The following is a 26,759-nucleotide window of genomic DNA, read 5'->3' on the forward strand; positions in this document are numbered from 1 at the left end:
TCAGGTCCGGTTGTCGCTCGACGCCGCCGCCGCCCGGTAGCGCAGCAGCGCCGGGAACGCGACAGCGAGCACCACCACGAGCACCGCGGAGGCGAGCCCACCGGCCACCCAGGCCACCCCGCCACCGAACCCGGCGGCCATGGTGCCGGCGCGTAGATCGCCCAGGCGTGGGCCACCCGCCACCACTACCGTGTTCACGCCCTGGAGTCGGCCGCGCATCCGGTCCGGTGCGTAGACCAGCAGCATCGACTGACGCAGCACCGCGCTGATCAGGTCGGCGGCGCCGGCCACGGCGAGCAGCACGACCATCAGCCAGAGCTGGTGGGCCAACCCGGCCGCGGCGATAGCGAGGCCCCAGCCGACCACAGCGAGCACCAGGCCGAGCCCCTGGCGGCGGAGCCGGCCGATCCAGCCGGAGGTCAACCCGCCGATCATCGAGCCGATCGCGATGGCGCTGTAGAGCAGACCGACCGAGCCACCGCCGCCGAACCGCTCGTGCGCGATCTCCGGAAAGAGGGCACGCGGCATGGCGAGGATCATCGCGATCAGGTCCACCCCGAAGGACAGCAGCAGGACCGGTGTGGTGGCCAGGTAGCGGAACCCGTCGACGACGCTGGCCAGACCGGCACGGCGGGCCTGGCCGTCGGCGGTGGGCTCGGGCGGGAGTGCGGGCAGCCGCAGCGCGGCCCAGAGCATCGCGGTGAACAGCACCGCGTCCAGCCCGTAGGCGATCGGCAGGACCACAGTGGTGTCCGGCGAGGCGGAGAGGATCAGGCCGGCGGCGAGCGGGCCGGCGACCGAGGCTGCGGTGAAGGTCGTGTAGTTCAGGGTGGTGGCGGACGCCACCAGGTCTTCCGGCACCAGCCGGGGCAGCATGGCGCTGCGGGCCGGCGAGCTGATCGCGAACGCCACCGACTGCAACGCCATCAACGCCAGCAGCAGCACCGGGCTGCCCACGTCCAGCACCGCCTGAAGCAGCAGCCCGAGAGTGGATGCCCAGAGCAACAATGAGCCGCCGAGCAGCACCGCACGCCGGTCACGGGCGTCGGCGACCGCGCCGCCCCAGAGCCCGAAGACCAGCAACGGTACGAAGGCCGCCACGCCCAGCAGGCCCACCCAGAACGAGTCCCGGGTCAGGGCGTACATCTCCACCGGCACCGCGACGGCGGTGAACTGGAAGCCGAACATCGCCACCGTGTTGCCGAGCCAGAGCCGGCGGTACGCCGGAACCCGCAGCGGGCGCACGTCGATCGCCCAGCGGCGCGCTGCGCGCGGCCGGGTCTCCCGCACACCCGTCACGGCGCCAACCGCTCGACGATCCAGCCACAGTCGTCGAGGCGACGGAAGCGGAGCCTGTCGTGCAACCGGCCGGCCCGGCCCTGCCAGAACTCCACCGACTCGGGTTGGACCCGCAGCCCGCCCCAGTGCGAAGGGGTCGGGATCTCGGCCTGGTCGGCGAACCGCTCGGCCACCTCCTGGTACCGCTGCTCCAGCGCCGCCCGACCCGACACCACCTGGGACTGCGGGCTGGCCCAGGCACCCAGTTGGGAGCCGCGCGGCCGGCTGGCGAAGTACGCCTCGCTCGTGGCGCGGTCGACGGGCACGACCCGTCCGGCGACCACCACCTGACGCTGCATGGGAAACCACGGAAAGACCAGGCTGGCGTACGGGTTGGCAGTCGTCTCGACGCCCTTGCGCGACAGGTGGTTGGTGAAGAAGACGAAGCCCTCCGGGTCGTACCCCTTCAGCAGCACCGTCCGCCCGCTCGGCCGGCCGGCCGAGTCGGCGGTGCCCACCACCATGGCGTTGGGTTCGGGTAGCCCGAAGGCCACCGCGTCGGCGAACCAGCTGTCGAACTGGGTGTGCCAGTCGCTGGCCAGGTCAGCCTCGGTCAGGCCCAGGTCCGCGGCGTACTCGTTACGCATCGCGGCCGGGGCGGGTGTGTCACCCGTCACGTCCCCACTCCTTCTCGGGGGCCCCGCCAGCACCCTCCCGCGCTGACCAGCCCACCCTGCCCCAGTCTCACTGAGCCGGGCGGAGAATGCGCGTCCGGGGATGTCGCGTGCAGCACAGTCGCAGCGGGTCGCGTATCCCTTACTCAGCAGGCAGTATGTTCCGAACACATCCCTGAGGGTCGCCTTGAGGCGCTCGGCCGATCGGGCCGGATGAGCGATCGGGCGCACCGACCAGATCCAGGAGAGCGACATGGCTGATTTCAAACCCGGGCTGGAGGGCGTCGTCGCCTTCGAGACCGAGATCGCCGAACCTGACCGTGAGGGCGGTGCGCTGCGCTATCGCGGGGTCGACATCGAGGATCTGATCGGCCAGGTGTCGTTCGGCAACGTGTGGGCACTGCTTGTCGACGGCCGGTTCGGCCCGGGCCTGCCGCCGGCGGAGCCGTTCCCGGTGCCGGTGCACTCCGGTGACATCCGCGTCGACGTGCAGTCCGCGGTCGCCATGCTGGCCCCGTACTGGGGGCTCAACCAACTGCTGGACATCTCCGACGAGCAGGCCCGTGAGGATCTCGCCCGGGTCTCGGTGACCGCGCTCTCCTTCGTCGCCCAGTCCGCCCGCGGCCTCGGCCTGCCGGCGGTGCCGCAGAAGGAGATCGACAAGGCGCAGACCATCGTCGAGCGGTTCATGAAGCGCTGGCGCGGCGAGCCCGACCCGCGGCACGTCAAGGCCGTCGACGCGTACTTCATCTCGGCCGCCGAGCATGGCCTGAACGCGTCCACCTTCACCGCCCGCATCGTCGCCTCCACCGGGGCGGACGCGGCTGCCTGCATCTCGTCGGGCATCGGCGCCCTCTCCGGCCCGCTGCACGGCGGCGCCCCGTCCCGCGTGCTCAGCATGCTGGAGGCGGTGGAGCGCAGCGGCGACGCGGAGGGCTACGTCAAGGGCGTCCTCGACCGCGGCGAGCGGTTGATGGGCTTCGGCCACCGCGTCTACCGTGCCGAGGACCCGCGCGCCCGAGTGCTCCGGCGTACGGCCAAGGAGCTGGGCGCGCCGCGCTTCGAGATCGCCGAGGCGCTGGAGAAGGCGGCACTGGCCGAGCTTCAGGCCCGCCGCCCGGACCGGGTGCTGGCCACCAACGTCGAGTTCTGGTCGGCAGTGGTGCTGGACTTCGCCGAGGTGCCGGCGCACATGTTCACCTCGATGTTCACCTGCGCGCGGATGGGCGGCTGGAGCGCGCACATCCTGGAGCAGAAGCGCCTGCAGCGGCTGGTCCGCCCGTCCGCCCGCTACATGGGCCCGGAGACCCGCAAGCCGTCCGACGTCGAGGGCTGGGCGGCCATCCCGCACGGCGTCTGAGCTGGTAGACAAGGGCCCCTCCCCGACGCCGGGCGTCGAGGAGGGGCCCTTGTCTACGTCGCGCGTCGGAGGGTGGTCATTGTCGTCGGCCACCGGAGCCGACTGTGGCGAAGGACTCAGACCGACCGCCGGGACCCCGCCCATCGCCGTCCGGTGCGGGTGCGAGGATGAGGGCCGGCAGTGTCGCCGGGCCCGCCCTCGCCCTTGCGGAAGGATCTTCAAGACCGTGGCTGACGCACCGATCATCCGGATTCCCGATGAGATCAAGCCCGCCGATGGACGCTTCGGCTGCGGCCCGTCCAAGGTCCGCCCGGCGGCGGTGTCCGCTCTCGCCGAGGTCGCGACCACCTACCTCGGCACCTCGCACCGGCAGAAGACGGTCCGTGACCAGGTGGCCCGGCTGCGCTCCGGCATCGCCGAGTTCTTCTCGCTGCCCGAGGGCTACGAGGTGGTCATCGGCAACGGCGGCACCACCGCGTTCTGGGAGGTCGCCACCTTCGGCCTGATTCGCGACCGGGCCCAGTTCGCCAGCTTCGGCGAGTTCGGCGCCAAGTTCGCCAAGTCGGTCAAGGACGCCCCGTTCCTCGGTGAGCCGACCGTCCGCAAGTCCGACGCGGGCAGCGCGCCGACCCTGGTCGCCGAGTCCGGCGTGGACGCGTACGCGACCCCGCAGAACGAGACCTCGACCGGTGTGGCCGTCCCGATCAGCCGGGTGGCCGGTGCCGACGAGGGCTCGCTGCTGCTGGTCGACGCGACCTCCGGTGCGGGTGGCCTGGAGGTCAACGTCGGCGAGACCGACGTCTACTACTTCGCCCCGCAGAAGTGCTTCGGCTCCGACGGCGGTCTCTGGCTGGCTCTGATGTCTCCGGCCGCACTGGACCGGGCCGCCGAGATCAAGGCGTCCGGGCGCTACATCCCCGCCTTCCTCGACCTGGTCACCGCGATCGACAACTCGCGGCTGGAGCAGACCTACAACACCCCGGCGCTGGCCACCATCTTCCTGGCCGCCGAGCAGACCGACTGGATGAACGCGCAGGGTGGCCTGTCCTGGGCGGCGAAGCGCACCGCCGAGAGCGCCGCCGCTGTCTACGGCTGGGCCGAGCGGTCCAGCGTGGCCACCCCGTTCGTCACCGACCCGGCGCTGCGCTCCAACGTCGTCGCCACCATCGACTTCGCCGACGGGGTGGACGCCACGGCGATCGCCAAGGCGCTGCGCGCCAACGGCATCGTGGACACTGAGCCCTACCGCAAGCTCGGTCGCAACCAGCTGCGGGTGGCGCTGTTCCCGGCCGTCGAGCCGGCCGATGTCGAGGCGCTCACCGCGTCCATCGACTACGTGGTCGAGCGACTCTGACGTTCGGTCACGGTCGGTGTCCGTTGGGGCTTCCACGGACACCGACCGTGATCATCGCCGCAGCTCAGTCACGACATGCGGGGTGTCGCTTCCCCCACCCTGAGGCAGATGCGCGTACGGTGGTCCGAGACGCCTGGGTGGCCGACTCGTGGCGTGCGGCCAGCGAAGCGGGACGGAGGCAACGCTATGCGCCCAGTACGCTTCGTCGCCCTCTCCGAGGACGGCCATGCCCTGGTTCTCGCCGACGAGGTCGGGCGGCTGCTCGCCCTGCCGATCGACGAACGGATCTCCGGTGCGCTGCACGCCGAGCCCGGTGCGCCGCCGCTCGCTGTGGCGCCGACCGCGGCCGACCCGGTTCCGTCACTGTCTCCTCGGGACATTCAGGCCCGCATCCGCTCCGGTGAGTCCGCTGAGGATGTCGCCCGGATCGCCGGGGTGCCTGTCGACCGGGTGCTGCGCTACGCCGGCCCGGTGTTGCAGGAGCGGGCGATGCTCGCCCAGCACGCCCGCCGCACCCGCCTCAAGGGCGCGGAGAAGCCCACCCCGCTCGCCGAGGTGGTGAACGGTCGGCTGAGCCAGCACGGCATCGACACCGAGAAGATCTCCTGGGACGCGTACCGGCGTGACGACGGCACCTGGCGGATCATCGCCACCTGGCCGTCGGGCAAGGCCACCGCTCAGGCCATCTGGGATCTGGACAAGACCCGGCAGTCGGTCGCCCCGCACGACGACATGGCGCAGTACCTGTGCGCCGAGCGACCCACGCCGATCCTCGGCCAGGAGCCGGCACCGGAGCGCGGCGGGCATGCCCTGCCTGGTCCGTCGCGTGGTGAGCCGAGTCGTGGCGGGCACGGGTTGCCGGCGGCGTCCGAGCACCCGCGTCCTGGCCGTGATCCGATCCGGGCCGGCCGTGACGCCCTGCTCGCCTCCCTGGACCGCCCGCTCGGCGCCTCGTCGGGTCGCGGGCTGGAGCCGCGTACCCCGGCTGCCCTGGCCGGGTCGGACGCGCCCCGGCAGCGGCCGGTCGGTGGGGGTGCCGCCGCGCTGCTCGGCGGTGGCCAGGGTTCGGCCTTCGACGACGATTCGGACGCGCCCAAGGAGGTCCCGGCCGTGCCGTCGCTGGCGGTGCTGCGGCCCCGCCGGACGGGCGCCGCGGCGGCCGCCGGCGGCGAGTCCACCGACGCCAACGGCAAGCCGCGCAAGCGGTTGCCGAGCTGGGACGACGTGCTCTTCGGCAGCGGCCCGGCCGCCCGCGAATCTTCCTGACGCTGGGCGTTGACGGGTGACCTCGCGTCACCCGTCAACGCGCGCGTTCGGATCTCACCGAATGTCTCCGGCGTCTTCGCGATGAGGGGCGGCGACCCCGCGTACGGCCTCGGCGACGGCGCGGAAGTCCTTCTTGAGGATCGCACCGTGGTTGCTGGCGACCTTCGCCCCGATGGTGATGTGCGGGTTGCGGGCGGTCACCGTGTCGAGGCTGGCGCGGATCTGCTCCTGTTCGTCCCCGCGACTGCCGAGGGATGTTCCCGAGGCGACCACGTACCGAACCGGGACGGTGATGGTGTCCAGCACCGGGCCGAGTTCGCGCTCGCGGGAGAGTTCGCCCAGTTCGATGTTGCTGTCCGCCATCTGGCCGGCGTTCATCCGTGGGGTCAGGCCGGTCGGGCGCAGCAGCGGCATGAACAGGTTCATCCGTCGGAACATCTTGCGGATCCGCTGCGCCATGGCCTCGTCGAGCCAGTCGTGCGGGAACGCACCGTCGACCAGGACCGCGCCCAGGGCCCGTTCCGGGTTCCGGTTGGCCCAGTGCGCCCCGACCACCGCTCCGTAGGACCAGCCCACCAGCACCGCCCGGGCCACCCCCCGAGCTGCGAGAACGGCGTCGACGTCCCGGACTGCCGCTTCGAACGAGTAGTCGGCTGATCGCTTCGACTTCCTGCCACGGGCCCGCTCGTCGTAGGTGATGTGCCGGAATTCGGTGCCCAGCTCGGTGATGACCCGCCGCCAATAGCCCTGGGTGGCGAACTGGCCGTTGAGGTAGACCACTGGGATGCCGGGGCCGCCGGTGTCGGTGACGGCCAGGGCCGTGTCGTCGACCGGCACCATGCCGGTCCACGCCGAACTGGCCGAGGACACGCTGTTGTTCGTCATCTCGATCCGTCCTTCTCAGAGGCTGCGGGCGTTGATGTCGCCCTGCATGGTGCTGGCGTGGATGTCGAGCTCGAGGGTGCCGTCGTTCTTGAGGGCGTTGCTGACGCGGCCGTGGCCGGTGCCGGCGTCCAGTGCGGCCGAGACGCCGGCCGCCGCCGCGACCGAGATGTCGCCGGACTGGGTACGGAGGACGACAGTGCCGCGCACGGCCTCGGCGACAGTGATGTCGCCTCGGGCGGTGCTGATCTCGGCGGGTCCGTTGAGCCGCCCGATCTCGACGTCACCGTCGATGGCGGTGAGGCGAACGCTGGCGGCCTCGTCAATCTTGATCTGCCGGTACGCCCCGTCGACTGTGACGTCGCCGAGGCGGCCGACGCCCCGCAGCTCGGCGCTGGCGGCCCTGGCCTCGATACGGGAGTCGGCGGGCACCCGGACGGTGACCTCCAGGGAGCCGGAGGGGCCGAAGGGCTTGTTGATGGGACGTGCGGTGGTGATTCGCAGGACGCCGTCGGCGTAGGCGACTGTGGTCTGGTCGGCGGCAGTGGTGTCGCTGCTCTTGGCGGGGTCGGCCGGGAGGACCTCGACTGTGGTGTCGGCGCGGTCCGCGGCGATGAGCTGGATGCGTCCGGCGGGGATGTCCAGGACGGCGGAGATGGGGGCGGGGGTGTCGAACGTCTGCATCGTGCTCTCCCAGGTCGGCGCTTGTTTCCGATGTGGGAAACGCTACGTTGCTTTCCAGTTTTTGCAACAACCCTGTTGCAGCAGGACAGCGTTCTGGCTGTTCATAGCGATGGGATTGTTGCAAACGCCCTGAACCTAACGCAACGCATTCCCTGTCGTCGTTGCATTGATGTGTGGGTTAACGCTATGGTGGCGGGGTCTGGGGCCGCCGCCCTACGGGGACCACGAGGGAGATCGCGATGCCAGGAGGCAGGCTCACCCAGCAGGAGCGCCAGCAGATCGCGCTGGGGCTGGCCGACAGCCTCCCCTACGCCGAGATCGCCCGACGCCTCCACCGCCCCACCTCGACCGTGACGCGCGAGGTGATGCGCAACGGCGGCCCCACCGGCTACCGCGCCGATCTGGCCCACCACGCGACCGAGCGCCGCGCCCACCGGCGCAAGCCCGCCCCCTCACGTGGCGCCGAGGCTGCCCATCGACCAGACGGACGCGACGCCCAGGCCATGGCCGACTACGAGGAGGTGTTCACCACAGTCCTCATGGCCTCCGGTCTGAACAAGATGGGGGCCCGAGTGTTGGCCAATTTGTTCCTCACCGACTCGGGCAGTCTCACCGCGTCCGAGCTCGCCCAGCGCCTCCAGGTCAGCCCGGCGTCGATCTCCAAGGCGATCACCTTCCTGGAGAGCCAGAGCCTCGTCCGCCGCGAACGCGACGATCGCCGCCGCGACCGCTACGTCGTCGACGACGAACTCTTCTTCCAGGCGACGATCGCCAGCGCTCGGGCCAATGACCATCTCGTCGCTACCGCACGCCAGGGTGTCGCCCTCCTCGGCGCGCACACCCCAGCCGCCGTTCGTCTGGAGAACATCGCCCGCTTCCTCGACTTCATCAGCGAGAGCATCACCCGTGCCGCCGAACAGGCCCGCGAGGTTCTTCGCAGCAGGCCGTCCAGCGCGACCAGCCACGTGCCGCCGGGTCACAGCGACCAGGCGGCTATCCGTTCGTAGCGTGGTCGGCCGCCGAGGTGGCTGCGCACCAGCAGCAGCTCCGATGCCGGCCACGATGGCCCTTCGTACCCGTCCAGGCCGACCCGGCCGCCACCGCCGAGACTCAACCGGGGCACGGCGTCCCGGCCGTTCCGGAACCGCTCGACGGCCAAGCCGAGCGCACTGTCCACCTCGACCAACCGGGCAGACTCGACCGCACCGAGGAACGCCACTGTGAGGTGCAGGTCGGCCGGGTCGGCGAGGCGGACACTGACGCCGGCGGCGGCCGCCGCAGCGACGCGCAGACGCGCGACCTGTGCGGCGAGATGGTTGACGGCCTCGACGGACGGGCGGACCGCGACGAAGAGTCGCACAGCGTGCGTCCGCTCAGCGGTGCCGCTGCCGAAGCCCGGCTCGGGCCGCCGGAAGGGCCAGCCCGGCGGCATGCAGCACGCCCTCCACCCGGACCCGCTCGATCTCCTGGTCGACGCCCTCGAGCTCGGCGAGGTGCTCGGCGATGCCGAGCGCGCGGCAGGCGAGACGAAGCCGGTCGTCGTACGCCTCCAGCAGTGCGCTGTGCCAGACCATCGAGCGACCGCTGCCGCCGACCCGCTGACCGCCGAGACGGCGCAGGTCGGCGGCGAGCTGCTCCAGCGGCCGGCGGTCAGCGCTGTCGAACTCGCTGAGGTCGATGTCCCGGGTCAGCGCGTCGGCTTCGATGGCCCGGTCGAGACGGGCGATCGTGCGCCTCTCCCGGCGCCGGTCACGCCACTCGGACCAGCCGCAGACCACCCGGTCGAGGATCTCGTCGTAGCAGAAGAGCAGGGCGAACGCTGCCGGCAGCGTGGCCACGGCGAGGAACGCCAGGGCCAGCATCAGCGCGCGTCCGACTCCCACGTATCGACGCTAAGCCCCACCGTGCCACCCCGCCAGCGGTTTGGCCGCATCCGCGCAACCGGACGCGGCCGGCGCCGGCGGTAAACCTCAGCAGTCGGTGGAGGTGACGTAGAAGCGGGGCATCGGCAGCACCCGGAACCGCAGCCGGGCACCGGAGTGGCGCAGCTGCCAGGTGAGGGCGACCAGCGCGGCGGCCAGCGAGATGAGCCCACCCATCCAGATGCTGGCACCGGCACCGTAGTGCTCCGCGACCCAGCCGATCAGCGGCGCGCCGACCGGGTTGGTGCCCAGGAACACCAGCACCCACAGGGCCATCACCCGTCCCCGGAAGGCCGCGTCGACGCCCATCTGGATCCGCTGGTTGGCTGCCTGGGCGAAGAAGACCATGCAGAAGCCGGTCGGCACCAGCAGCGCCACCACCAGCCAGTACGCCGAGGAGAGGCCGACCAGGGTGCCGAAGCTTGCGCAGGCGATCGCCGCGCCGAGCACCAGCCACACAGACGGGCGGCTACGCCGACCGGTGCCGCTGAGCGCGCCGCCGAGCGCGCCGACGGCCAGCGCAGTGCTGAACAGGCCGAAGGAGGCGGCACCGGTGTGGAAGACCGTCTTCGCCAACGCGGCCAGGGTGAGCTGGAAGTTGAACAGCGACATGCCGATCACCGACATGATCGCCATCGGCAGCAGCAGGTCGGGGCGGCGCCACACGTACCGCAGCCCGTCGACGACCCGGGCGGACGCCCGCTCGTCGCGGGGCAGCAGGGCGTCGCGGTGCAGCTCGGTCGTCCGCATCCGGACGACGTTGACCAGGGGCGCGACCGAGCTGAGGGCGGTGAAGAGGAAGACCGGGCCCACGTCGAACGCGGCGATGGCCAGGCCGGCCACGGCCGGGCCGACGATCCGGGCGGAGTTGAACACGGCGGCGTTCAGCGACAGCGCGTTGGGCAGCAGCGGCGTGCCGACCAGTTCGGAGACGAACGCCTGCCGGACCGGGGTCTCCACCGCGTTGGCCGTGCCGAGCAACGCGGCGAAGGCGAAGACGTGCCAGAGCTGCACCAGGTCGGTGAGGACCAGCACCGCCATGCCGAGCGCCAGCAGGCTCCAGAAGGCGTTGGCGGCGAAGAGCAGCACCCGCTTGTCGTACCGGTCGGCGAGCCGGCCGGAGAGCAGGGTGAGCAGGAGCACCGGGGTGAACTGGCAGGCGGTGACCACGCCGAGCGCGGTCGCCGAGTTGTTGGAGAGCTCGAGGACGAGCCAGTCCTGGGCGATGAACATCATCCAGACGCCGATCAACTTGATCAGCTGCCCGGATGCGAAGAGGCGGTAGTTGCGGACCTGTAGGGACTGGAACATCGTGCTCAGCTTCGCCTGCACTCTTGGTGCGCCTCCTCCGGACGTACGCGTCATCGACACGTGACGGCACGGACCCGGTGGCGCGGGCGCGGCTCAGGCGCGAGCGAGCTGCTGAAGAATCTCGGCGGCCCTCTGCAGGGTCTCCCGTTCGTCCTCGTCGAGTGCGGCCAGCCGGTGGGCCAGCCACTCGTCGCGGGCCCGCTCGAACTGGTCGAGCACGGCCTGTCCTCCCTCGGTCGCCGCGAGGATGACCTGCCGCCCGTCGGTCGGATGGGGTGTCCGCCGCACGAGGCCGCGGTCCTCCAACTTTCCGACGATCTTGGTCATCGTCGGCGGCTGCACCCGCTCAACGTCGGCCAGTTCCCGGGGTGTCATCGCGCCCGCCAGCCGCAGGCTGGTGAGCGCGGAGACCTGGGTGACCGTGAGGTCGCCGACCGGCCGGGCCTGTCGGACCCGCCGGTTGAGTCGGGTGATCGCATCACGCAGCTGGGGAGCCAGCTGCGCCGGTGGCACGCGTTCCGCCGTCACCGTCCGCTCCGTCACAGTAGTTAGCTTAACTAATGAGCATGGCTAACGACATCCGTTATGACCAGGCTCACGAGGGGATTCAGATGGTACGGGCGGGGAATCCCGATCGACTCCCCGCCCGGACGCGCTCACAGCACCAGGGACTCGATCGGCCCACGCAGGAAGTACAGCACGAAGAGCGCGGCCACCCCGTACAGCAACGGGTGGATATCCCGGGCCTTGCCCCGCGCCAGCTTGACCACCACGAAGGTGATCAGACCAGCGCCGATCCCGTTGGAGATCGAGTAGGTGAACGGCATCAACACAATGGTGAGGAACGCCGGAATGGCGATCTCGTAGTCGGACCAGTCGATCGTCCGCACCGCTGTCATCATCAGGAACCCGACCACCACCAGGGCCGTCGACGCCGCCTCGAACGGCACGATCACGACCAGCGGCGCCAGGAACATCGCAAGCAGGAAGAGCGCGCCGGTGACCAGGTTGGCCACGCCGGTCCGCGCACCCTCCGCGACACCGGCGGCGCTTTCGATGTACGACGTGTTGCTGGAGGCGCTGGCCGCACCGCCGGCCGCCGCCGCGATCGAGTCGACAAGCAGGATCTCCTTGGCCTTCGGCGGGGTGCCCTGCTCGTCGAGCAGGCCACCTTCCTGGCCGACCGCGACCATCGTGCCCATGGTGTCGAAGAAGTCCGTGATCAACAGCGTGAAGATGAACATCAGCACGACAAGCCAACCGGCCCGGCCCCACGAGTCCAGCACGTTGAACTTGCCGAGCAGCGACAGGTCCGGCAGGTCGACCACCGACTTCGGCAGCTCCGGCACGTTCAGCGACCAACCCTTCGGGTTGGGCTGACCGTTGACGAACGACGGGCCGATGTTGCCGACCGCCTCCACGATCACCGCGAGCACCGTCGAGGCGAGGATGCCGATCAGGATCGCGCCCTTCACCCGACGGACCACCAGCACCAGCGTGATCAGCAGGCCCACCACGAAGACCAGCATCGGCCAGCTCACCAGCTTGCCGCCGATGCCCAGGCCGACCGGAACCGTGGTGTTGGCATCATCCGGGATGCGCCGGACGAAGCCGGCGTCCACCAGGCCGATGATGGTCAGGAACAGACCGATGCCGACCCCGATCGCGCTCTTCATCTGGGTCGGCACCGAGCGGAACACAGCGGTCCGCAGACCGGTCAGCACCAGCACCGCGATGATCAGACCCTCGATCACCACCAGGCCCATCGCATCTGCCCAGGTCATCTCGGGTGCGATCTCGTACGCCACCAGGGCGTTGACACCCAGGCCGGCGGCGAGCGCCAGCGGGAACCGGCCAACCACACCCATCAGGATGGTCATCAGGCCGGCGACCAGCGCGGTCGCGGCAGCCAGCGCGGGAATCGGAAGGCTCTTGCCGTCACCGTCGACTGCGCCGCCCAGGATCAGCGGGTTGAGCACCACGATGTACGCCATCGTGAAGAAGGTCGCCAGGCCACCGCGTACCTCACGGCTCACCGTCGAGCCACGGGCGGAGATCTCGAAGAAACGGTCGAAACCGTTACGCGGATGAGCGGGGTTGGGAGGTGTGCCGTTCTCGGGCGGCGCTACTGCCATCAGGTCCTCGCAGGTGATCTTCCAGTTGTCGCGCGCATCGTCCCAGATCGTCGGTGGGCAGGGGAAGTAGATCCCGTACGCTTGCCGAATGCCGAACGAGCAGCCACCGCGGCCCGCACCACTGGATCCGCCGATGGTGCCGTTCGCCCTCGCCGGGTTGATCGCGTGGGCGGTGGCCGGGCTGGTCCTGCTGATCTTCTTCCGGGGCTGGCTGACCGACCACGGTCACCAGAACTGGCTCTGGACCTGCCTCGCCGGTTTCCTGTGGGGTTTCCCGGGCCTCGCCGTGATGATGCGGCACGACGCCAACAGACGACGCCGCCGGGCGAGGTGAGCTGGCCGCGCCCGGACGCACTCCGGCGCGGACGATCAGGAGTGGCCGTACGGCTCCGCCGGCTCAGCGGCCTCCACCGAGCCCGGAGCCCGGCTGACCGACATGGCCTCCACCGCGCTGTCGTCGTACACAGTGGGCAGCTCGTCGACGGCGGTCTCGGCCGCCTCGATCAACGTCTCGGAGTGGGCGCCGCAACCGTGGTCGGCGCTCACCACCCGCCCGTCGTCGGGGGCGTAGAAGTTGCCGCACGCCCCGAATGCCTGCCGCATCGCACCGGCCAGCGGCAGGTAGAACCCGCAGGTGCCGCAGCGGGCGGCGGACGGAGCGGCGGACGAGATGGCCGCGGCGGGGCCGTGGTCACCTTCGTACCAGCGCTGCGCCGTGTCGATGCGGCCCTCCCGGGAGAGCACGCGGGCCCGCCCGAGGCCCAACTCCCAGGCCGTCTCCTCGACCGCCGGGTCGTCGGAGAGCAGGTAACCGGGGACCAGTCGATCGTCGTCGGGCGAGGTCGGGAGCAGGTCACCCGGCCCCAGGTCGCCCGGCTTGAGCCGCTCCTGCCAGGGCAGCCAGCCGGGCGCGAGCAGTGCGTCCGGGCCGGGCAGCAACACCGTCTCGCAGATGGTCACCGTCTTGCTGCGCGGCACCCGGGTGACGGTGACCGCCCAGCGCCAGCCGTTGTAGCCGGCGAGGCGACATTCGAAGTAGTGGGTGACCAGCCGATCGCCCTCGGCAACGACCTGCAGGTGGTCGCCGACATCGTCGGCGTCCACCTCGGTGATGCCAGCGCGGGCCACCTCGACGGCGGCGGCGCAGACCTGGTCGAGACGGGCGGCACGGGTGGAGGCGGGCCTGGTCACCAGACCATTGTTCCCCATGCGCCTCGCAGGGGTGACAGGGACTCCCGGGGAACCTTTCCCAGCGGTGGTGCGGCGTACCCGGATCAGATGGGCGAGGATGGTGCGCATGCCGTCGTACTCCCGCTCCGGGCGTTCCGTCCTCGGGCGGACCGTCGGCACCGGCATTCGCGCCATCCGTCTGCTGTTGCGTGGTTCGGTGGGCAGCGGCCGCTGGGTGACCCGCCGAGCCGGTCGGGCCCGCGCCCGGGGTGCCGGCGGCGAGGTCGGCATGGTTCGCCTGTTCGACCTGCACGCGCTCTCCTGCGCCGGTGACACCCTGATCGCCATCGGTCTGGCCGGCACGATCTTCTTCAACGTGCCCCTCGGCGAGGCCCGCAGCAAGGTCGCGCTCTACCTGCTGGTGACCATGGTGCCGTTCGCGATGCTCGCCCCGGTGGTGGGCCCGCTGCTGGACCACTTCCGGCACGGCCGGCGGTACGCCCTGGCCGCGACGATGCTCGGCCGCGCCTTCCTGGCCTGGTTGATCTCCGACTACATCCACGGCTTCGGGCTCTACCCGGCCGCGTTCGGGGTGCTCGCGCTCTCCCGGGCGTACGGCGTGGCCCGCTCCGCGGCGGTGCCCCGATTGCTGCCGGAAGGGCTCGGCCTGTCCCAGGTAGGTGCCCGGGCCAGCGTCTACGGCACCGTCGCGGGTGCGCTGGTGGCACCGATCGGGTTGGCCGCGTTCTGGTTCGGGCCGCAGTGGCCGCTACGGGTCGCATCGCTGATCTTCCTGGTCGGCATGGTGATCTCGCTGCGGCTGCCGCCGAAGGCCGACTCGGAGCCACCGGAGCGGGTCCCCCGGCCCCTGCGCGCGCTGGGCCGCCGCCGTGGCGACCGGCCGTTGGGCCGGGGCCGACCGTCCGGCCGGCTGGTGATCGCCACCCTGATCGGCGCGGCGACACTACGCGCGCTCTACGGCTTCCTGCTGCTCTTCCTCGCCTTCGCGATCAAGAAGGGCGACCTGACCACAGTCGTGTTCGGCCGGGATCTGGGCGCCGAGTGGGCGTTGGGCGTGGTCGGCGGCGCGCTCGCGGTCGGCACCTTCCTGGCCACCGCCATCGGCACCCGACTGCGCATCCACCGGCCGACCGCCATCCAGTCCAGCAGCATGATCATCGTGGCCGGGGTGGCGGTGCTCGCCGTCATCCAGTTCTCGCTGCTGATGGTCGCCCTGCTCTGCCTGGTCGCCGCGCTGGCCAGCGGGATAGCGAAGCTGGCCGTGGACGCCTCGATCCAGGAGCGCATCCCGGAACGGTTACGGGCCAGTTCCTTCGCCCACTCGGAGACGGTGCTGATGCTCGCCTTCGTCGCCGGCGGCGGGCTCGGGCTGGTGCCGTTCGATGGCAGGATGGGCATCGCCGTGGCCGCCGGGGTCGGCGTACTGGCCGCGATCCGGGGTGTGCTGGCCGCGGCCCGGCTGCGCGGCGAGAAGCTTGCCGGCCGACCGCTCGGTGACGACGAACTGACCGAGGACGAGCCGGCGGACGAGCCCGGGGACCCCACACCGACCTCACCGGCGCCGGCCCAGACCAGCTCACCGCAGTACGACGACCCGAGCCTCGCCCCGCCGGGCTACCACATCTACCGCCCGTCGTCGGCAGTTGGCGGCCCGGGTGGCGGGGCCGACGACGAAACCCGCCGCGAGTCCCCCGGCTCACTCTCGTGACCGGTCTGCTGGTGGTGACTGCGGTTCCTGCCGAGGCGGACGCGGTCCGCGCCGGGCTGACCGACCCCACCGTGACGGTCACCCCGATCGGTGTGGGTCCGGCCGTCGCCGGTGCCGCCACCGCCCGGCTGCTGGCGCTGGCCGAGGCCGCCGGCCGCCCGTACCGTGCTGTCGTCAGCGCCGGCGTGGCCGGCGGCTTCACCGGGCGGGCCGAGGTCGGCGACACGGTGCTAGGCACCGCCAGCATCGCCGCCGACCTGGGCGCCGAGTCGCCCGACGGCTTCATACCGGTCGACGAGTTGGGCATGTCGCCCGCGCTCCTCGGTGCGGGTAGCAGGGTTCCGACGGACCCGGGTCTGCTGGCGGCACTGCGAGCGGCCCTGCCGACGGCCACGGCCGGCCCGGTGCTCACTGTCAGCACCGTCACCGGCACCACGGCCAGCACCGACGAGCTGCGCCGGAGGCATCCGGAAGCGGTCGCCGAAGCCATGGAGGGGTACGGCGTGGCGGTCGCCGCAGCGCAGGCCGGGGTTCCCTTCGCCGAACTGCGCACCATCTCCAACCCGATCGGCCCCCGCGACCGGGACGCCTGGCGGCTGCGCGAAGCCCTGGCCGCCCTGACCGCGGCAGCCCCGGCGCTGCGCTGACCCGGCGCTGCGCTGACCCGGCGCTGCGCTGAACGGACGACGGTCAGGAGAAGTAGCGTTTGCCCGGGTGGCCCAGGCGCAGTGCGGTGGGGCGGCGTGCCTCGGCCTCGAAGCCGCACGCGCGCAGCAGGTCGGTGCCGGATCCCTCGGCGATAGCCGCCGCGTCGTCGATGCCCGCCTCGCGCATCCCGGTCACCAGCGCGGTGACCAGCCGACGCCCGAGCCCCAACCGCCGGTACCGGGCGTCGACAAGCACGCCGTCGAGCACCATCTCCCGCTCCGGCAGGTGCGGATGCCACTCTCCGTACTCCAGGAATGGGCTCCGCTCATGGGCCCGCAGCTCACCAACCAGCTTGCCGTCGGGAAGCTCGGCAACATATCGCCAGCAGGTGGCCGGCAGGTCGCTACTGATCACCCGACGCACCTGCGCAGTCCGCCGGACCTCGGCAGCCCAGCGCCGATTGTCGCGATAGCGCCGGTTCAGCTCGTACGCGGCCGGTGGCAGCGGGAGCGGATACCGCTCGGGTGGCAACCGGTACCACTCCGCCCACCAGGCACCGGGCCAGTCCCGAGGCTCGTGGACCGGCCAGACGTCCAGGTGAGCCGGGTATCGGCGGCCCGCCTCGTCGCGCATGTCGTCGTGCGGAACCGGCGTGAGTTCGGTGACGCCGGAGATGGATGGTGGGACGCCAACGGCCAACGTCCCACCCGCCGCCTGGACGAGGCGTTCCACTGTCCGGAATCGGGGATCGAGCGCCCGCCCCGACTCGATTCGGGCAAGCGTCGGCTGCGGCACCCCGGATTTCTCGGCCAACTGCCGCTGACTCAGATCGGCCCGCCGACGCAGCGCGCGGAGCGCCTGCCCGAGATCGGCTCCGCCGGCCTCGTCGGTGTGGTCACTCGCCTCGGTCACAGGCCGATGTTCCCGGCTGGTCAGCGAGCTATCAACACCCTGCGCCGAGCTGTGGATAACGCTGTGGACAACCTCGCCGACCGGTGGATGACCTACTCCCTCGACCCCTTTGGAGCTGAATCGTTTGCGGCATCACCACCGTCTCGGGGCCCCGGGCAACCAGGGCCGGGCCGGGGCTGGGGCTGGGGTCGGGGCTGGGGCCGGGGCTGGGGTCGGGCCCGGGGCTGGGGCCGCAGCCGGGCCCGGGGCTGGGGCCGGTGCCGGTGCCGGGGGTTGGGGCCGGGGGTTGGGGCCGGGGGTTGGGGCCGGGAGTTGGGGCTGGGGTTGGGCTCTGAGCTAGCACCCTTGCTCCAGCGCCGGGCCATTGTCGCGACTCCCGGCGATTCGTTTACGACATCAGCTCCAAAGGGAGACCGGGATGGGTGCCCCACCCTGCTCGACCAGTCGATTCCACGCGTTGTTCCAACCGGCGCCGTCCGCCGCAGCTCGTACGGCCGCCCCGCCGCAGATCACAGCCGCAGATCACAGCCGCAGATCACAGCCGCAGATCAAGGCTGCGCGGCACGGACGCGGATCACAGTCGTGGGGTGGGCACAGAGCCCGGGCGGAGGGCGGGGCTACCGTGAGGGTGTGGCGCTCTCCCTGGCGATCTCGCCCTGCCCCAACGACACGTTCGTCTTCCACGCGCTGGTGCACGGGCGGGTGCCCGGCGCGCCGCCGGTCGAGGTGACGTATGCCGACGTGGACGTCACCAACACGGCGGCCGAGCGGGGCGCGTTCGACCTGGTGAAGGTGAGCTTCGCGGCGCTGCCCTGGCTGCTCGACGACTACCACCTGCTGCCCTGCGGCGGCGCCCTCGGTCGCGGCTGCGGTCCGCTGGTGCTCACCCGGGGCGACAGTGACGGCGGGCCGGACCGCACCGACCTGACCGGCGCCACGGTGGCGGTGCCGGGCGACCGGACCACCGCGTACCTGTTGTTCCGGCTCTGGTCGGCCGGGCGACCGCCGGCCCGGATCGAGGTGGTCCCGTTCCACGAGATCATGCCGGGCGTGGCGGCTGGGCGTTACGACGCTGGGCTGGTCATCCACGAGGCCCGGTTCACCTACCACCGGCACGGCCTGAGCGCCCTTGTCGACCTCGGCGAATGGTGGGAGGCCGACACCGGCCTGCCCATCCCCCTCGGCGCGATCCTGGCCCGACGCGGGGCGGTCGACCCGGCGGCCGCGGCCGGCTGGGTCCGCGAGTCGGTCCGGCAGGCCTGGGCGGACCCGGCGGCCAGCCGAGAGTACGTGCTGGCGCACGCCCAGGAGATGGAGCTCGACGTGGTCGACCGGCACATCGGCCTCTACGTCAACGAGTTCACCGCAGACCTGGGTGAGGCCGGTTTCGCCGCGGTGGCGGCACTGCTCGACCGGGCCGCCACCGCCGGCCTGGTGCCTCAGACCTCCAGCTCGCGGGCCACCGCGTGGACCAGCTGAGCGATCTTCTGCGCGGCCTTCTTGTCCGGGTACCGACCTCGGCGGAGGTCCGGCTGGACCTTCGCCTCCAGCACCTTGATCATGTCTTCGACCAGGCCGTGCAGTTCCTCGGCCGGCCGACGGCGCAGCTCCGACATCGACGGCGGCGCGTCCAGCAGCTTGACCCCCATGGCCTGCGCGCCCCGGCGGCTGTCCACCACGCTGAAGTCGACCCGCTGGCCACCCTTGAGGTCGGTGACACCCGCCGGCAGCGCCCCCTTGGGCAGGAACACGTCGCCGCCCTCGTCACTCGTGACGAAGCCGTATCCCTTGGCCGTGTCGTACCACTTCACTCGACCCGTAGGCACCTGAAAACCCCTGCTTCACTTGAGCCGCTACTGCTCCAAGGCTAGCTGGATCATCCGGTCGAGCGCCGCTGGGAATTCGGTGAGCTCGTCCAGCACCACTTCCGCCCCGGCCGCGCGCAGCTCATCGGCGGAGCACGGACCGGTTGCCACACCGATGCCGGGCACCCCGGCCGCTGCGGCCGCCACCATGTCCGCGACATGATCACCGACGTAGTGGGTCGCGCCGTGCTCCCGCAGAGCGGTCGCCTTCTGCTCGGCGAACAGGTCGCCGGCCAACTCGTCGACAGCGAGACCGAGGTGGTCCAGGTGCAACCGGGCCAGCCGGCCGATCTTGGACGTGACGACCAGCACCCGGCCACCCCGCGTACGGATCGCCTCGATGGCGTCTCCCGCACCGGGCAGCAGGAGCGTCGGGGTGATCGCGTACGCCGGGTACAGCTCGCGATACACCCGCACGGCCGACTCGACCTGCTCCGGCGGGAACCAGTGCGCGATCTCGGTACGCAGCGGCGGCCCGAGCCGGGACACCGCCAACTCGGCGTCGACCGGCACACCGGTCCTCGCGGTCAGCGCCCGGTACGCCGCGGCGATGCCGGGGCGGGAGTCCACCAGGGTCATGTCGAGGTCGAATCCGACGGTCAGTGCGGGCATGTCGAGAAACGTACCGGCTACTCCCAGTCGACCGGACGTCCGAGGGGCGCGGAAGCCCGGTGCCGGGCTAGCGTGGAAAGACGATGACCACCTCACTCGCCGACCACCTGCGGTCGCTGCCCGACGAGTCACTGGCCGCGCTCCTCCAGCTGCGGCCCGACCTCGTCGTGCCCGTGCCGGCCGACGTCTCCGCCCTGGCCATCCGAGCCCAGTCCCGGGTCTCCGTGGCCCGCGCGCTGGACGGTCTGGACCAGTTCACCCTCCAGATCCTCGACGCCGCCCGCCTCACCCGGAGCCCGGACGACGCCACCACTGCCACCGACACAGTGCTCGCGATGGCGACCTCGGGGCCGCAACCGCCGGCTCCGACGGCCGTCCGGGCCGCCGTGGGCCGACTGCGTGCGCTCTTCCTGCTGTACGGCCCGGAGCACGCGCTCCAGGTGCTGCCCGCCGTGGACGAAGTCTCCCCGTACCCCGCTGGGCTCGGCCGACCGGCCGCGGAGCTGGACCCGCGCACTGCGGCGCTCTGCGCGGACCCGGCGAAGCTCCGACGGACGGTGCTCGCCGCCCCGCCCTCGGCCCGGGCGATCCTGGACCGGTTGGCGGCCGGCCCGCCGGTGGGCAGCGTGCCGCCGGGGGCGTTGCAGGCGCCGCCGCTCGGCGCGGCGGACCCGGTCCTCTCCGACCCGACAAACGGGGGCGCGCCGACCGGCTCCCCGGTGCGGTGGCTCGTCGACAACCGACTGCTGGTCCCGGCGACGACCGGCTCGTCCACTGCCAGCGGAACTGTGGAGCTGCCCCGCGAGGTCGGCCTGCTGCTGCGCCGCGACAGCGGCCCCCTCGGGCCGCTGCGTACCAGCCCACCGCCGGTGGCCGCCACGCCGCGCGAGCCGAAGGCGGTCGACTCGGCCGGGGCCGGGCAGAGCATGGAGGTGGTCCGGCACACCGAAGGGCTGCTGGAGCAGCTCGGCGACGAGCCCGCGCCGGTGCTGCGTTCGGGTGGCATCGGTGTACGGGACCTGCGCCGGTTGGCGCGTACCGCCGGGCTGGACGAACCGACCACAGCGCTGTTGCTGGAGGTCGCGTACGCGGCGGGGCTCCTCGGTGAGCTGGAGATGCCCGGTGCTACCACCGGCCGGTACGGGGCGGATCAGCAGGTGCTGCCGACCGGCGGGTACGAGGTGTGGCGGGCCGCTTCGCTGGCCCAACGGTGGGAGCAGCTCGCCCGAGCGTGGCTGACCATGACCCGGCAGGTGGGGCTGGTGGGCCGCCGTGACGACCGGGACCGGCCGATCACCGCGCTCTCCGCCGAGGCGGAACGGGCCAGCGTGCCGGCCACCCGACGGGCGGTGCTCGGCGTACTCGCCGATCTGGAGCCGGCGACGGCGCCCACCCCCGAGGAGGTGCAGGAGCTGCTGGACTGGCGGGCTCCGCGTCGCAGCCGGGGCCGGGACGCCGCCCACCGGGAGGTGCTGGCCGAGGCCGCACAGCTGGGCGTGACGGGGTTGGGGGCGCTCACCTCGTACGGTCGGCTGCTGTTGGGGGACCTGACGTCGACCGACGAGCGGGGTGACGACCCGCTGGGTGTGCACGCCGACGTCGAGAGCGGCGACCCGTCCAGTGCCGCGCGGGCGCTGGACGCCCTGCTGCCCGCACCTGTCGACCACTTCCTGGTGCAGGCCGACCTGACAGTGGTGGTGCCCGGCCCACCCGAGCCGGCGCTCGCCGTCGAGTTGGAGGCGATGACCGAGCTGGAGTCGGCCGGCGGGGCCAGCGTGCACCGGGTGACCACGGCGAGTGTGCGGCGGGCCCTGGATTCCGGCTACACGGCCGACGACCTGCACGACGTGTTCCGGCGTCGGTCACGTACCCCGGTGCCGCAGGGGCTCACCTACTTGATCGACGACGTGGCCCGTAAGCACGGCGGGCTGCGGGTCGGCCTGGCCGGGGCGTACCTGCGCAGCGACGACGAGACGCTGATCAGCGAGGTGTTGGCCGACCGGCGGCTGGAGTCGTTGGCGCTGCGCCGGCTCGCGCCGACGGTGCTGTGTACGCAGTACCAGGTTGGGCGGCTGCTGGGCGCGCTGCGCGACGCGGGGTACGCCCCGGTGCAGGAGGACGGCACCGGCAGTACGGTGCTGGCCCGGCCGCGAATCCGGCGGGCCCCGCCCCGGGTGTCGGTGACCACCCGGACGATCGACCCGCTGGCCGCCCCGAAGCTGCCCATGCCCCGGCTGCTCGGCGTGGTGGAGCACATCCGGCGAGGCGACGCGGCAGCGCGGGCCGCCCGACGGGCGCCGGCGGTGGTGCGCGGCGGCGCGCCCGGGTTGGGCGGCGGCCCGGTGCCGGCGCACACCCACAGCGAGGCCCTGGCGGTGCTCCAGCAGGCGGTCCGGGACAAGGCGCTGGTCTGGGTGGGTTACGTCGACGCGCACGGGGCGACGGCGTCACGCCTGCTCAAGCCGGTCTCGATCGGTGCCGGCTATCTGCGGGCCGAGGACGAACGGACCGAGATGCTGCACACGTTCGCCCTGCACCGGATCACTGCGGCGGTGGTGGCGGACTGATCGATGGCGCCACCGCGCGGGCGCCGTCGGTCAGCGGCGGCTGCGGCGTACGGTGCCGACCACCGAGATGATCAGCAGCAGCGCGAAGCCGGCGCCGGCGGATTCCCCGACCGAGTCGACGAAGCCCTGCTGCAGCACCAGCCAGCCGAAGAGGAACCACCCGAGGAGGAGCGTCGCCGCGACGGCGTACGCGATCACCGTCGCTCGGGACACCTCGTCGGGTGGTGCGTGCTCGTGCTCCGCGATCACGTCACGGTCGACCGTCATGCCCAGCCTCCCCGCCCGGTCCGGCCCTGGACTCCAAGGGTGACACTCGAAAGTCTGGTCGGACAGGGGGTTATCGCCGCGATTCGCTCCGTGTCACTCAGGTGCCGGGGCGCCGGCCGATCAGCACCACCCGGGTGCCGACCTTGCCGAGCTCCCACATCCGGACGGCGTCGGCGTGCAGCAGGTTGACGCAACCGTGCGAGCCGATCGACTTCTCGTGCAGGTAGGTGGTGGTCTCGTGGAAGCCCATCCCCTGGGTGAAGTGCTGCCAGTAGGGCAGCCACACCTCGTACGGGTTGGACCATTCCTTGGGGTTGCGGTAGTTGACGGCGTACGTGCCGGCCGGGGTGCGGTAGCCGGACATGCCGGTGCGGGTCACCGTCGGTGCCATGATCACCTTGCCGCCGCGGAGCGCCCAGACGGTCTGCCGGGTCAGGTCCACGCAGAACGTGGTGCCGGTGCCGGCCTTGCAGCGGGTCGTGTCGGTGGTGGCGAGGCGCTGGGCCACGTCGAGGGTGGTTGGTCCGGCGCGACCCTCGACGGGGCGAATGCCGTACCTCTTCTGGAACTTCTTGATCGCCGCGCAGTCGGCGGCGGACTGCCGACCGTCAACTGTCACGGCCCCGAACCCGCCCAAGCGGGCCAGGTGGGTCTCCACCGCCCGCTGGTGCTGCCCCTGGGGGCAACCGGCGACGGTCGGCGTACCGGTGCCGGGGGTCGTGGTGGGTGCCGGGCGGGTCGGCTTGGGCGTGGGTTTCCGGGAGGGTTTCGGGGTGGGCGAGGCCGGCGTGGGCCGGCCGTGCTGGTCGGGCTCGGGCGTGTCGCCCGCCCCCGTTGCCTGTTCCGCCGCACCGGCTGGGGCGGCTCCCCCGCCACCACTCCCGCCGGACTGCGGATCGAACGCGCACGCTCCCGCGCCGACCAGCACGACCACCACGAGGGCGACCAGCCGGGAAGTGATCCGGACATGCTTCATGGGCCCTCCCCAGACAGTCGTCCCTTTACTAGACGTTCGTGAGTGCCATCACGGTTGCGCCCGGTGAGCATCTTTCTTCCGCCGTCCCGCATCGTGCAACACTGGATGGTCGGCCAGCAGCGGGTAAGCGACCCGTTCGGCCGGTCGGCCAACCGAGGAGAGGACGCTGGCGTGAGCGGTGGACCACTGATCGTGCAGTCGGACAAGACCCTGCTGCTGGAGATCGACCACCCCGACGCGCAGGCCTGCCGGATGGCGATCGCGCCGTTCGCGGAGCTGGAACGCTCGCCGGAGCACGTGCACACGTACCGGCTGACGCCGCTGGGTCTGTGGAACGCCCGCGCGGCGGGGCACGACGCCGAGGGTGTCGTGGATTCGCTGCTCAAGTACTCCCGCTACCCAGTGCCGCACGCGCTGCTGGTGGACGTGGCCGAGACGATGGACCGGTACGGCCGGCTTCAGCTCGCCAACGACCCGGCGTACGGGCTGGTGCTGCGCGCACTGGACCGGCTGGTGCTGATCGAGGTGGCCAAGAGTAAGAAGCTCGCCGGGATGCTCGGCGACAAGATCGACGACGACACCATCCGGGTGCACCCGTCCGAGCGTGGGCGGCTCAAGCAGGCGCTGCTCAAGCTGGGCTGGCCGGCGGAGGACCTGGCCGGTTACGTCGACGGTGAGGCGCACCCGATCGAGCTGGCCGAGGCCGGCAAGGACGGGCGCAAGCCGTGGACGCTGCGCTCGTACCAGCGGGAGGCCGTGGAGGCGTTCTGGGCCGGCGGGTCGGGAGTGGTGGTGCTGCCTTGCGGCGCCGGAAAGACCCTGGTCGGCGCGGCGGCGATGGCCGAGGCGAAGGCGACCACACTGATCCTGGTCACCAACACGGTCGCCGGCCGGCAGTGGAAGCGGGAGCTGATCGCCCGCACCTCGCTGACCGAGGAGGAGATCGGCGAATACTCCGGCGAGCGCAAGGAGATCCGCCCGGTCACCATCGCCACGTACCAGGTGCTCACCTCGCGGCGCGGCGGCGCGTTCACCCACCTTGACCTCTTCGGGGCCCGCGACTGGGGCCTGGTCGTCTACGACGAGGTGCACCTGCTGCCCGCGCCGATCTTCCGGTTCACAGCGGACCTCCAGGCCCGCCGCCGGCTGGGCCTCACCGCGACTCTGGTACGCGAGGACGGCCGCGAGGGTGACGTGTTCAGCCTGATCGGGCCCAAGCGGTACGACGCGCCGTGGAAGGACATCGAGTCGCAGGGCTGGATCGCCCCGGCCGAGTGCACCGAGGTCCGGGTGACACTGACCGACGCGGAGCGGATGTCGTACGCGACGGCGGAGGCCGAGGAGCGCTACCGGATGGCGGCGACCGCCCGCACCAAGCTGCCAGTGGTCAAGGCGCTGGTGGACCGGCACCCGGACGACCAGGTGCTGGTGATCGGCGCGTACATCGACCAGCTGCACCAGCTCGGCGAGTACCTCGACGCGCCGATCATCCAGGGCTCGACCACGAACAAGGAGCGGGAGCGGCTCTTCGACGCGTTCCGGTCCGGTGAGTTGCGGACCCTGGTGATCTCGAAGGTCGGCAACTTCTCGATCGACCTGCCCGAGGCTGCGGTGGCGATCCAGGTGTCCGGCACGTTCGGCTCACGCCAGGAGGAAGCCCAGCGGCTGGGTCGGGTGCTGCGGCCGAAGGCCGACGGTCGACAGGCGCACTTCTACACTGTGGTGTCCCGGGACACGATCGACACCGAGTACGCGGCACACCGGCAACGCTTCCTCGCCGAGCAGGGGTACGCGTACACGATCGTCGACGCCGACGACGTCCTCGGCCCGAAGCTACCGACCGTCGACTGACCCTTTTCGCCTTGATCGGCTCGGTTTCCCGGCCTTGATCGACTCGGTTTCCAGGAAGTCGCGGTGTCCAGGGCGCTCTGATGCCCCGGTTTCCTGAAAGCCGAGTCGATCAGCGCGGGGAGAAGCGGTCCACCAGGACCGCGAGCCGGCGGTCGTGGTCGGCGCGGCGGAGCCGGCCGCTGCGCATCAGCGTGACCAGCCCGTGCAGGCCGGCCCAGAAGGTTTCGGTGACCGTCTCCAGGTCGTCGTCCTCGGCGACCGGGCGCACCGTCTCGGCCAACTCGGCGAAGCCCCGGGCCAGGTCGGTTGGCACGTCCTGGCTGGCGAACGGCAGGTCCACGGCGAGGGTGAACATCGCGTCGTAGATCGCGGGCCGCTGCTGAGCGAACGCGACGTACGCGGCTGCCACGTCGGCGACCGCCTGCCGGGGGTCGGCGGCGGAGGCTCGGGCCGAGACCAGCGCGGTTGCCAACTCGGCGAAGCCCTCGACGGCTACCGCCGCCATGATGGCGTCCTTGCCCTTGAAGTGGCTGTAGAGGACGGGCTGGCTGTACTCGATCTCGGCGGCGAGCCGTCGGGTGGTTACCGCGTCCCAGCCTTCGGCCAACGCCAGGTCCCGTGCCGCGGTGATGATCGCCTGCTCCCGTTCAGCCCGCTCACGCTCCCGGCGCGCCTGTGTCGACATGACAGCAACCCTAGCACCGCTAGCGATCCTGTCGGTGCTCTGCTAGCGTCGCTCTCATATCTAGCAGTGCTAGGAATTGGAGCGAACTCATGCTGTCACCCCTCGCCTACGGGCTCGCCGTCGTACTCAGCCTCTTCGTCGCCTTCATCGGCGCGCGCTTCCTGCTGGTGCCGCAGGCCGCAGCCGCCGGGTACGGCGTGCCGGCCCGCCCGGACGGCGACCCCGCCTACCTGACTGTCAAAGGGCTCAAGGACCTCACGTTCGGGCTGCTCGGCCTCGCCCTGATCGCCTTCACGACCGCCGACGCGGTCGCGTGGTTCATGCTGATCGTCGCGCTCGTCCCGCTGGGCGACACCGTCATCGTGCTACGGAACGGCGGCACGAAGGCTGTCGCCTTCGGCATCCACTTCGCCACCGCCCTCGTCGTCCTCCTGGACGCCGCCCTGCTGTTCGCCCTGTAGCTGCCAAGATCGCCGGCCGCGCCCCCACCCGTGTTGATCAAGAGGTTTGCGTCATCGATCCTGGAAGATCCTGGAGTACCCGAAGCTCGCCGTCGAACTCACCGGCCCGTCCAGCGCCCAGGCCTCCACCCTGCCCTGGGTCTCGGTCGG

General features: G+C 71.5%; 27 protein-coding genes. 11 read left to right on the top strand and 16 right to left on the bottom strand.

What is annotated here, in order from left to right; translation table 11 throughout:
• A complete protein-coding gene (locus tag AB0C20_RS12660) occupies nucleotides 1–1,299 on the bottom strand; it encodes an MFS transporter (protein WP_357189070.1) in 1,299 nt (432 codons plus the stop codon).
• Entirely contained in the window at nucleotides 1,296–1,925 is a 630-nt protein-coding gene (pdxH, locus tag AB0C20_RS12665) for a pyridoxamine 5'-phosphate oxidase (protein WP_357568001.1), read from the bottom strand. The genes AB0C20_RS12660 and pdxH overlap by 4 nt, the downstream gene beginning before the upstream one ends.
• 280 nt (nucleotides 1,926–2,205) lie before the next feature.
• Between pdxH and AB0C20_RS12670 the strand changes: the two genes are divergently transcribed.
• From AB0C20_RS12670 to sepH, 3 genes are all read left to right on the top strand, one after another.
• A complete protein-coding gene (locus tag AB0C20_RS12670) occupies nucleotides 2,206–3,312 on the top strand; it encodes a citrate synthase 2 (protein WP_091395245.1) in 1,107 nt (368 codons plus the stop codon).
• Between the two features lie 226 nt (nucleotides 3,313–3,538).
• On the top strand, nucleotides 3,539–4,666 hold the full coding sequence (serC, locus tag AB0C20_RS12675; protein ID WP_357189066.1) for a phosphoserine transaminase: 1,128 nt from the start codon (nucleotides 3,539–3,541) through the stop codon (nucleotides 4,664–4,666).
• Between the two features lie 186 nt (nucleotides 4,667–4,852).
• Complete coding sequence (gene sepH, locus AB0C20_RS12680; protein WP_196920761.1) at nucleotides 4,853–5,932, top strand: septation protein SepH; 1,080 nt, start codon at nucleotides 4,853–4,855, stop codon at nucleotides 5,930–5,932.
• 54 nt (nucleotides 5,933–5,986) lie between these two features.
• Here the strand turns inward: sepH and AB0C20_RS12685 are convergent, their stop codons facing one another.
• Both AB0C20_RS12685 and AB0C20_RS12690 read right to left on the bottom strand, forming a co-directional pair.
• Nucleotides 5,987–6,817, bottom strand: coding sequence for an alpha/beta fold hydrolase (locus AB0C20_RS12685; RefSeq protein WP_357189062.1), 831 nt, complete (start codon nucleotides 6,815–6,817; stop codon nucleotides 5,987–5,989).
• Between the two features lie 15 nt (nucleotides 6,818–6,832).
• The gene (locus AB0C20_RS12690; protein ID WP_357567990.1) at nucleotides 6,833–7,498 is read right to left on the bottom strand and encodes a DUF4097 family beta strand repeat-containing protein; all 666 of its coding nucleotides are present in this window, start codon (nucleotides 7,496–7,498) and stop codon (nucleotides 6,833–6,835) included.
• A gap of 239 nt (nucleotides 7,499–7,737) precedes the next feature.
• On the opposite strand from AB0C20_RS12690, the gene AB0C20_RS12695 reads away from it, so the two are divergent.
• A complete protein-coding gene (locus tag AB0C20_RS12695) occupies nucleotides 7,738–8,505 on the top strand; it encodes a helix-turn-helix domain-containing protein (protein ID WP_357189056.1) in 768 nt (255 codons plus the stop codon).
• On the opposite strand, the gene AB0C20_RS12700 is transcribed toward AB0C20_RS12695, so the two are convergent.
• The 5 genes from AB0C20_RS12700 to AB0C20_RS12720 form a co-directional block, all read right to left on the bottom strand.
• Nucleotides 8,475–8,858: a 2'-5' RNA ligase family protein gene (locus AB0C20_RS12700; protein WP_357567991.1), complete on the bottom strand. Its 384-nt coding sequence runs from the start codon at nucleotides 8,856–8,858 to the stop codon at nucleotides 8,475–8,477. The genes AB0C20_RS12695 and AB0C20_RS12700 overlap by 31 nt on opposite strands.
• A 13-nt stretch (nucleotides 8,859–8,871) precedes the next feature.
• Nucleotides 8,872–9,381 (bottom strand): hypothetical protein, encoded by a 510-nt coding sequence (locus tag AB0C20_RS12705; protein ID WP_357567992.1) that lies wholly within the window; start codon nucleotides 9,379–9,381, stop codon nucleotides 8,872–8,874.
• Nucleotides 9,382–9,468: 87 nt separating this feature from the next.
• Nucleotides 9,469–10,752: an MFS transporter gene (locus tag AB0C20_RS12710; RefSeq protein ID WP_357189047.1), complete on the bottom strand. Its 1,284-nt coding sequence runs from the start codon at nucleotides 10,750–10,752 to the stop codon at nucleotides 9,469–9,471.
• Nucleotides 10,753–10,824: 72 nt separating this feature from the next.
• Nucleotides 10,825–11,274: a MarR family transcriptional regulator gene (locus AB0C20_RS12715; protein ID WP_030486369.1), complete on the bottom strand. Its 450-nt coding sequence runs from the start codon at nucleotides 11,272–11,274 to the stop codon at nucleotides 10,825–10,827.
• A gap of 113 nt (nucleotides 11,275–11,387) precedes the next feature.
• Nucleotides 11,388–12,866 (bottom strand): NCS2 family permease, encoded by a 1,479-nt coding sequence (locus tag AB0C20_RS12720; protein WP_357567993.1) that lies wholly within the window; start codon nucleotides 12,864–12,866, stop codon nucleotides 11,388–11,390.
• 88 nt (nucleotides 12,867–12,954) lie between these two features.
• On the opposite strand from AB0C20_RS12720, the gene AB0C20_RS12725 reads away from it, so the two are divergent.
• On the top strand, nucleotides 12,955–13,200 hold the full coding sequence (locus AB0C20_RS12725; RefSeq protein ID WP_091395273.1) for a DUF2530 domain-containing protein: 246 nt from the start codon (nucleotides 12,955–12,957) through the stop codon (nucleotides 13,198–13,200).
• 35 nt (nucleotides 13,201–13,235) lie between these two features.
• Here the strand turns inward: AB0C20_RS12725 and AB0C20_RS12730 are convergent, their stop codons facing one another.
• Nucleotides 13,236–14,075, bottom strand: coding sequence for a DUF3027 domain-containing protein (locus tag AB0C20_RS12730; protein ID WP_357189039.1), 840 nt, complete (start codon nucleotides 14,073–14,075; stop codon nucleotides 13,236–13,238).
• 88 nt (nucleotides 14,076–14,163) lie between these two features.
• On the opposite strand from AB0C20_RS12730, the gene AB0C20_RS12735 reads away from it, so the two are divergent.
• Both AB0C20_RS12735 and AB0C20_RS12740 read left to right on the top strand, forming a co-directional pair.
• Nucleotides 14,164–15,765 (top strand): MFS transporter, encoded by a 1,602-nt coding sequence (locus AB0C20_RS12735; protein ID WP_238659646.1) that lies wholly within the window; start codon nucleotides 14,164–14,166, stop codon nucleotides 15,763–15,765.
• The gene (locus AB0C20_RS12740) at nucleotides 15,762–16,412 is read left to right on the top strand and encodes a futalosine hydrolase (RefSeq protein WP_357567994.1); all 651 of its coding nucleotides are present in this window, start codon (nucleotides 15,762–15,764) and stop codon (nucleotides 16,410–16,412) included. The genes AB0C20_RS12735 and AB0C20_RS12740 overlap by 4 nt, the downstream gene beginning before the upstream one ends.
• A 43-nt stretch (nucleotides 16,413–16,455) precedes the next feature.
• Here the strand turns inward: AB0C20_RS12740 and AB0C20_RS12745 are convergent, their stop codons facing one another.
• On the bottom strand, nucleotides 16,456–17,325 hold the full coding sequence (locus AB0C20_RS12745) for a helix-turn-helix transcriptional regulator (RefSeq protein WP_357567995.1): 870 nt from the start codon (nucleotides 17,323–17,325) through the stop codon (nucleotides 16,456–16,458).
• A gap of 630 nt (nucleotides 17,326–17,955) precedes the next feature.
• Here AB0C20_RS12745 and AB0C20_RS12750 point away from each other — a divergent pair.
• Nucleotides 17,956–18,804: a 1,4-dihydroxy-6-naphthoate synthase gene (locus tag AB0C20_RS12750; RefSeq protein WP_357567996.1), complete on the top strand. Its 849-nt coding sequence runs from the start codon at nucleotides 17,956–17,958 to the stop codon at nucleotides 18,802–18,804.
• Here AB0C20_RS12750 and AB0C20_RS12755 read toward each other — a convergent pair.
• Together AB0C20_RS12755 and AB0C20_RS12760 are read right to left on the bottom strand one after the other, a co-directional pair.
• Nucleotides 18,765–19,151, bottom strand: coding sequence for a cold shock domain-containing protein (locus tag AB0C20_RS12755; protein ID WP_196920747.1), 387 nt, complete (start codon nucleotides 19,149–19,151; stop codon nucleotides 18,765–18,767). The two genes, AB0C20_RS12750 and AB0C20_RS12755, sit on opposite strands and share 40 nt — an antisense overlap.
• A 27-nt stretch (nucleotides 19,152–19,178) precedes the next feature.
• Nucleotides 19,179–19,802: an HAD hydrolase-like protein gene (locus AB0C20_RS12760; protein ID WP_357189026.1), complete on the bottom strand. Its 624-nt coding sequence runs from the start codon at nucleotides 19,800–19,802 to the stop codon at nucleotides 19,179–19,181.
• Between the two features lie 83 nt (nucleotides 19,803–19,885).
• On the opposite strand from AB0C20_RS12760, the gene AB0C20_RS12765 reads away from it, so the two are divergent.
• The gene (locus AB0C20_RS12765; protein ID WP_357189023.1) at nucleotides 19,886–22,369 is read left to right on the top strand and encodes a helicase-associated domain-containing protein; all 2,484 of its coding nucleotides are present in this window, start codon (nucleotides 19,886–19,888) and stop codon (nucleotides 22,367–22,369) included.
• Nucleotides 22,370–22,399: 30 nt separating this feature from the next.
• Here AB0C20_RS12765 and AB0C20_RS12770 read toward each other — a convergent pair whose 3' ends face one another.
• Together AB0C20_RS12770 and AB0C20_RS12775 are read right to left on the bottom strand one after the other, a co-directional pair.
• Nucleotides 22,400–22,636, bottom strand: coding sequence for a hypothetical protein (locus tag AB0C20_RS12770; protein ID WP_091395293.1), 237 nt, complete (start codon nucleotides 22,634–22,636; stop codon nucleotides 22,400–22,402).
• A 97-nt stretch (nucleotides 22,637–22,733) separates the two neighbouring features.
• Nucleotides 22,734–23,612 carry a L,D-transpeptidase family protein gene (locus AB0C20_RS12775; RefSeq protein WP_357567997.1) on the bottom strand — a complete coding sequence of 293 codons (879 nt, stop codon included), beginning with the start codon at nucleotides 23,610–23,612 and terminating at the stop codon, nucleotides 22,734–22,736.
• Between the two features lie 171 nt (nucleotides 23,613–23,783).
• On the opposite strand from AB0C20_RS12775, the gene AB0C20_RS12780 reads away from it, so the two are divergent.
• Nucleotides 23,784–25,463 carry a DNA repair helicase XPB gene (locus AB0C20_RS12780; protein WP_091395299.1) on the top strand — a complete coding sequence of 560 codons (1,680 nt, stop codon included), beginning with the start codon at nucleotides 23,784–23,786 and terminating at the stop codon, nucleotides 25,461–25,463.
• Nucleotides 25,464–25,572: 109 nt separating this feature from the next.
• Here the strand turns inward: AB0C20_RS12780 and AB0C20_RS12785 are convergent, their stop codons facing one another.
• Nucleotides 25,573–26,148: a TetR/AcrR family transcriptional regulator gene (locus tag AB0C20_RS12785; RefSeq protein ID WP_357567999.1), complete on the bottom strand. Its 576-nt coding sequence runs from the start codon at nucleotides 26,146–26,148 to the stop codon at nucleotides 25,573–25,575.
• Nucleotides 26,149–26,237: 89 nt separating this feature from the next.
• Here AB0C20_RS12785 and AB0C20_RS12790 point away from each other — a divergent pair, with 89 nt between their 5' ends.
• Nucleotides 26,238–26,609, top strand: coding sequence for a DUF4267 domain-containing protein (locus AB0C20_RS12790; RefSeq protein WP_357568000.1), 372 nt, complete (start codon nucleotides 26,238–26,240; stop codon nucleotides 26,607–26,609).
• Nucleotides 26,610–26,759: the final 150 nt, after the last annotated feature.

Source organism: Micromonospora sp. NPDC048843 (genome assembly GCF_040649965.1).
In the GTDB taxonomy this organism is placed as follows: Bacteria; Actinomycetota; Actinomycetes; order Mycobacteriales; family Micromonosporaceae; genus Micromonospora; species Micromonospora hortensis.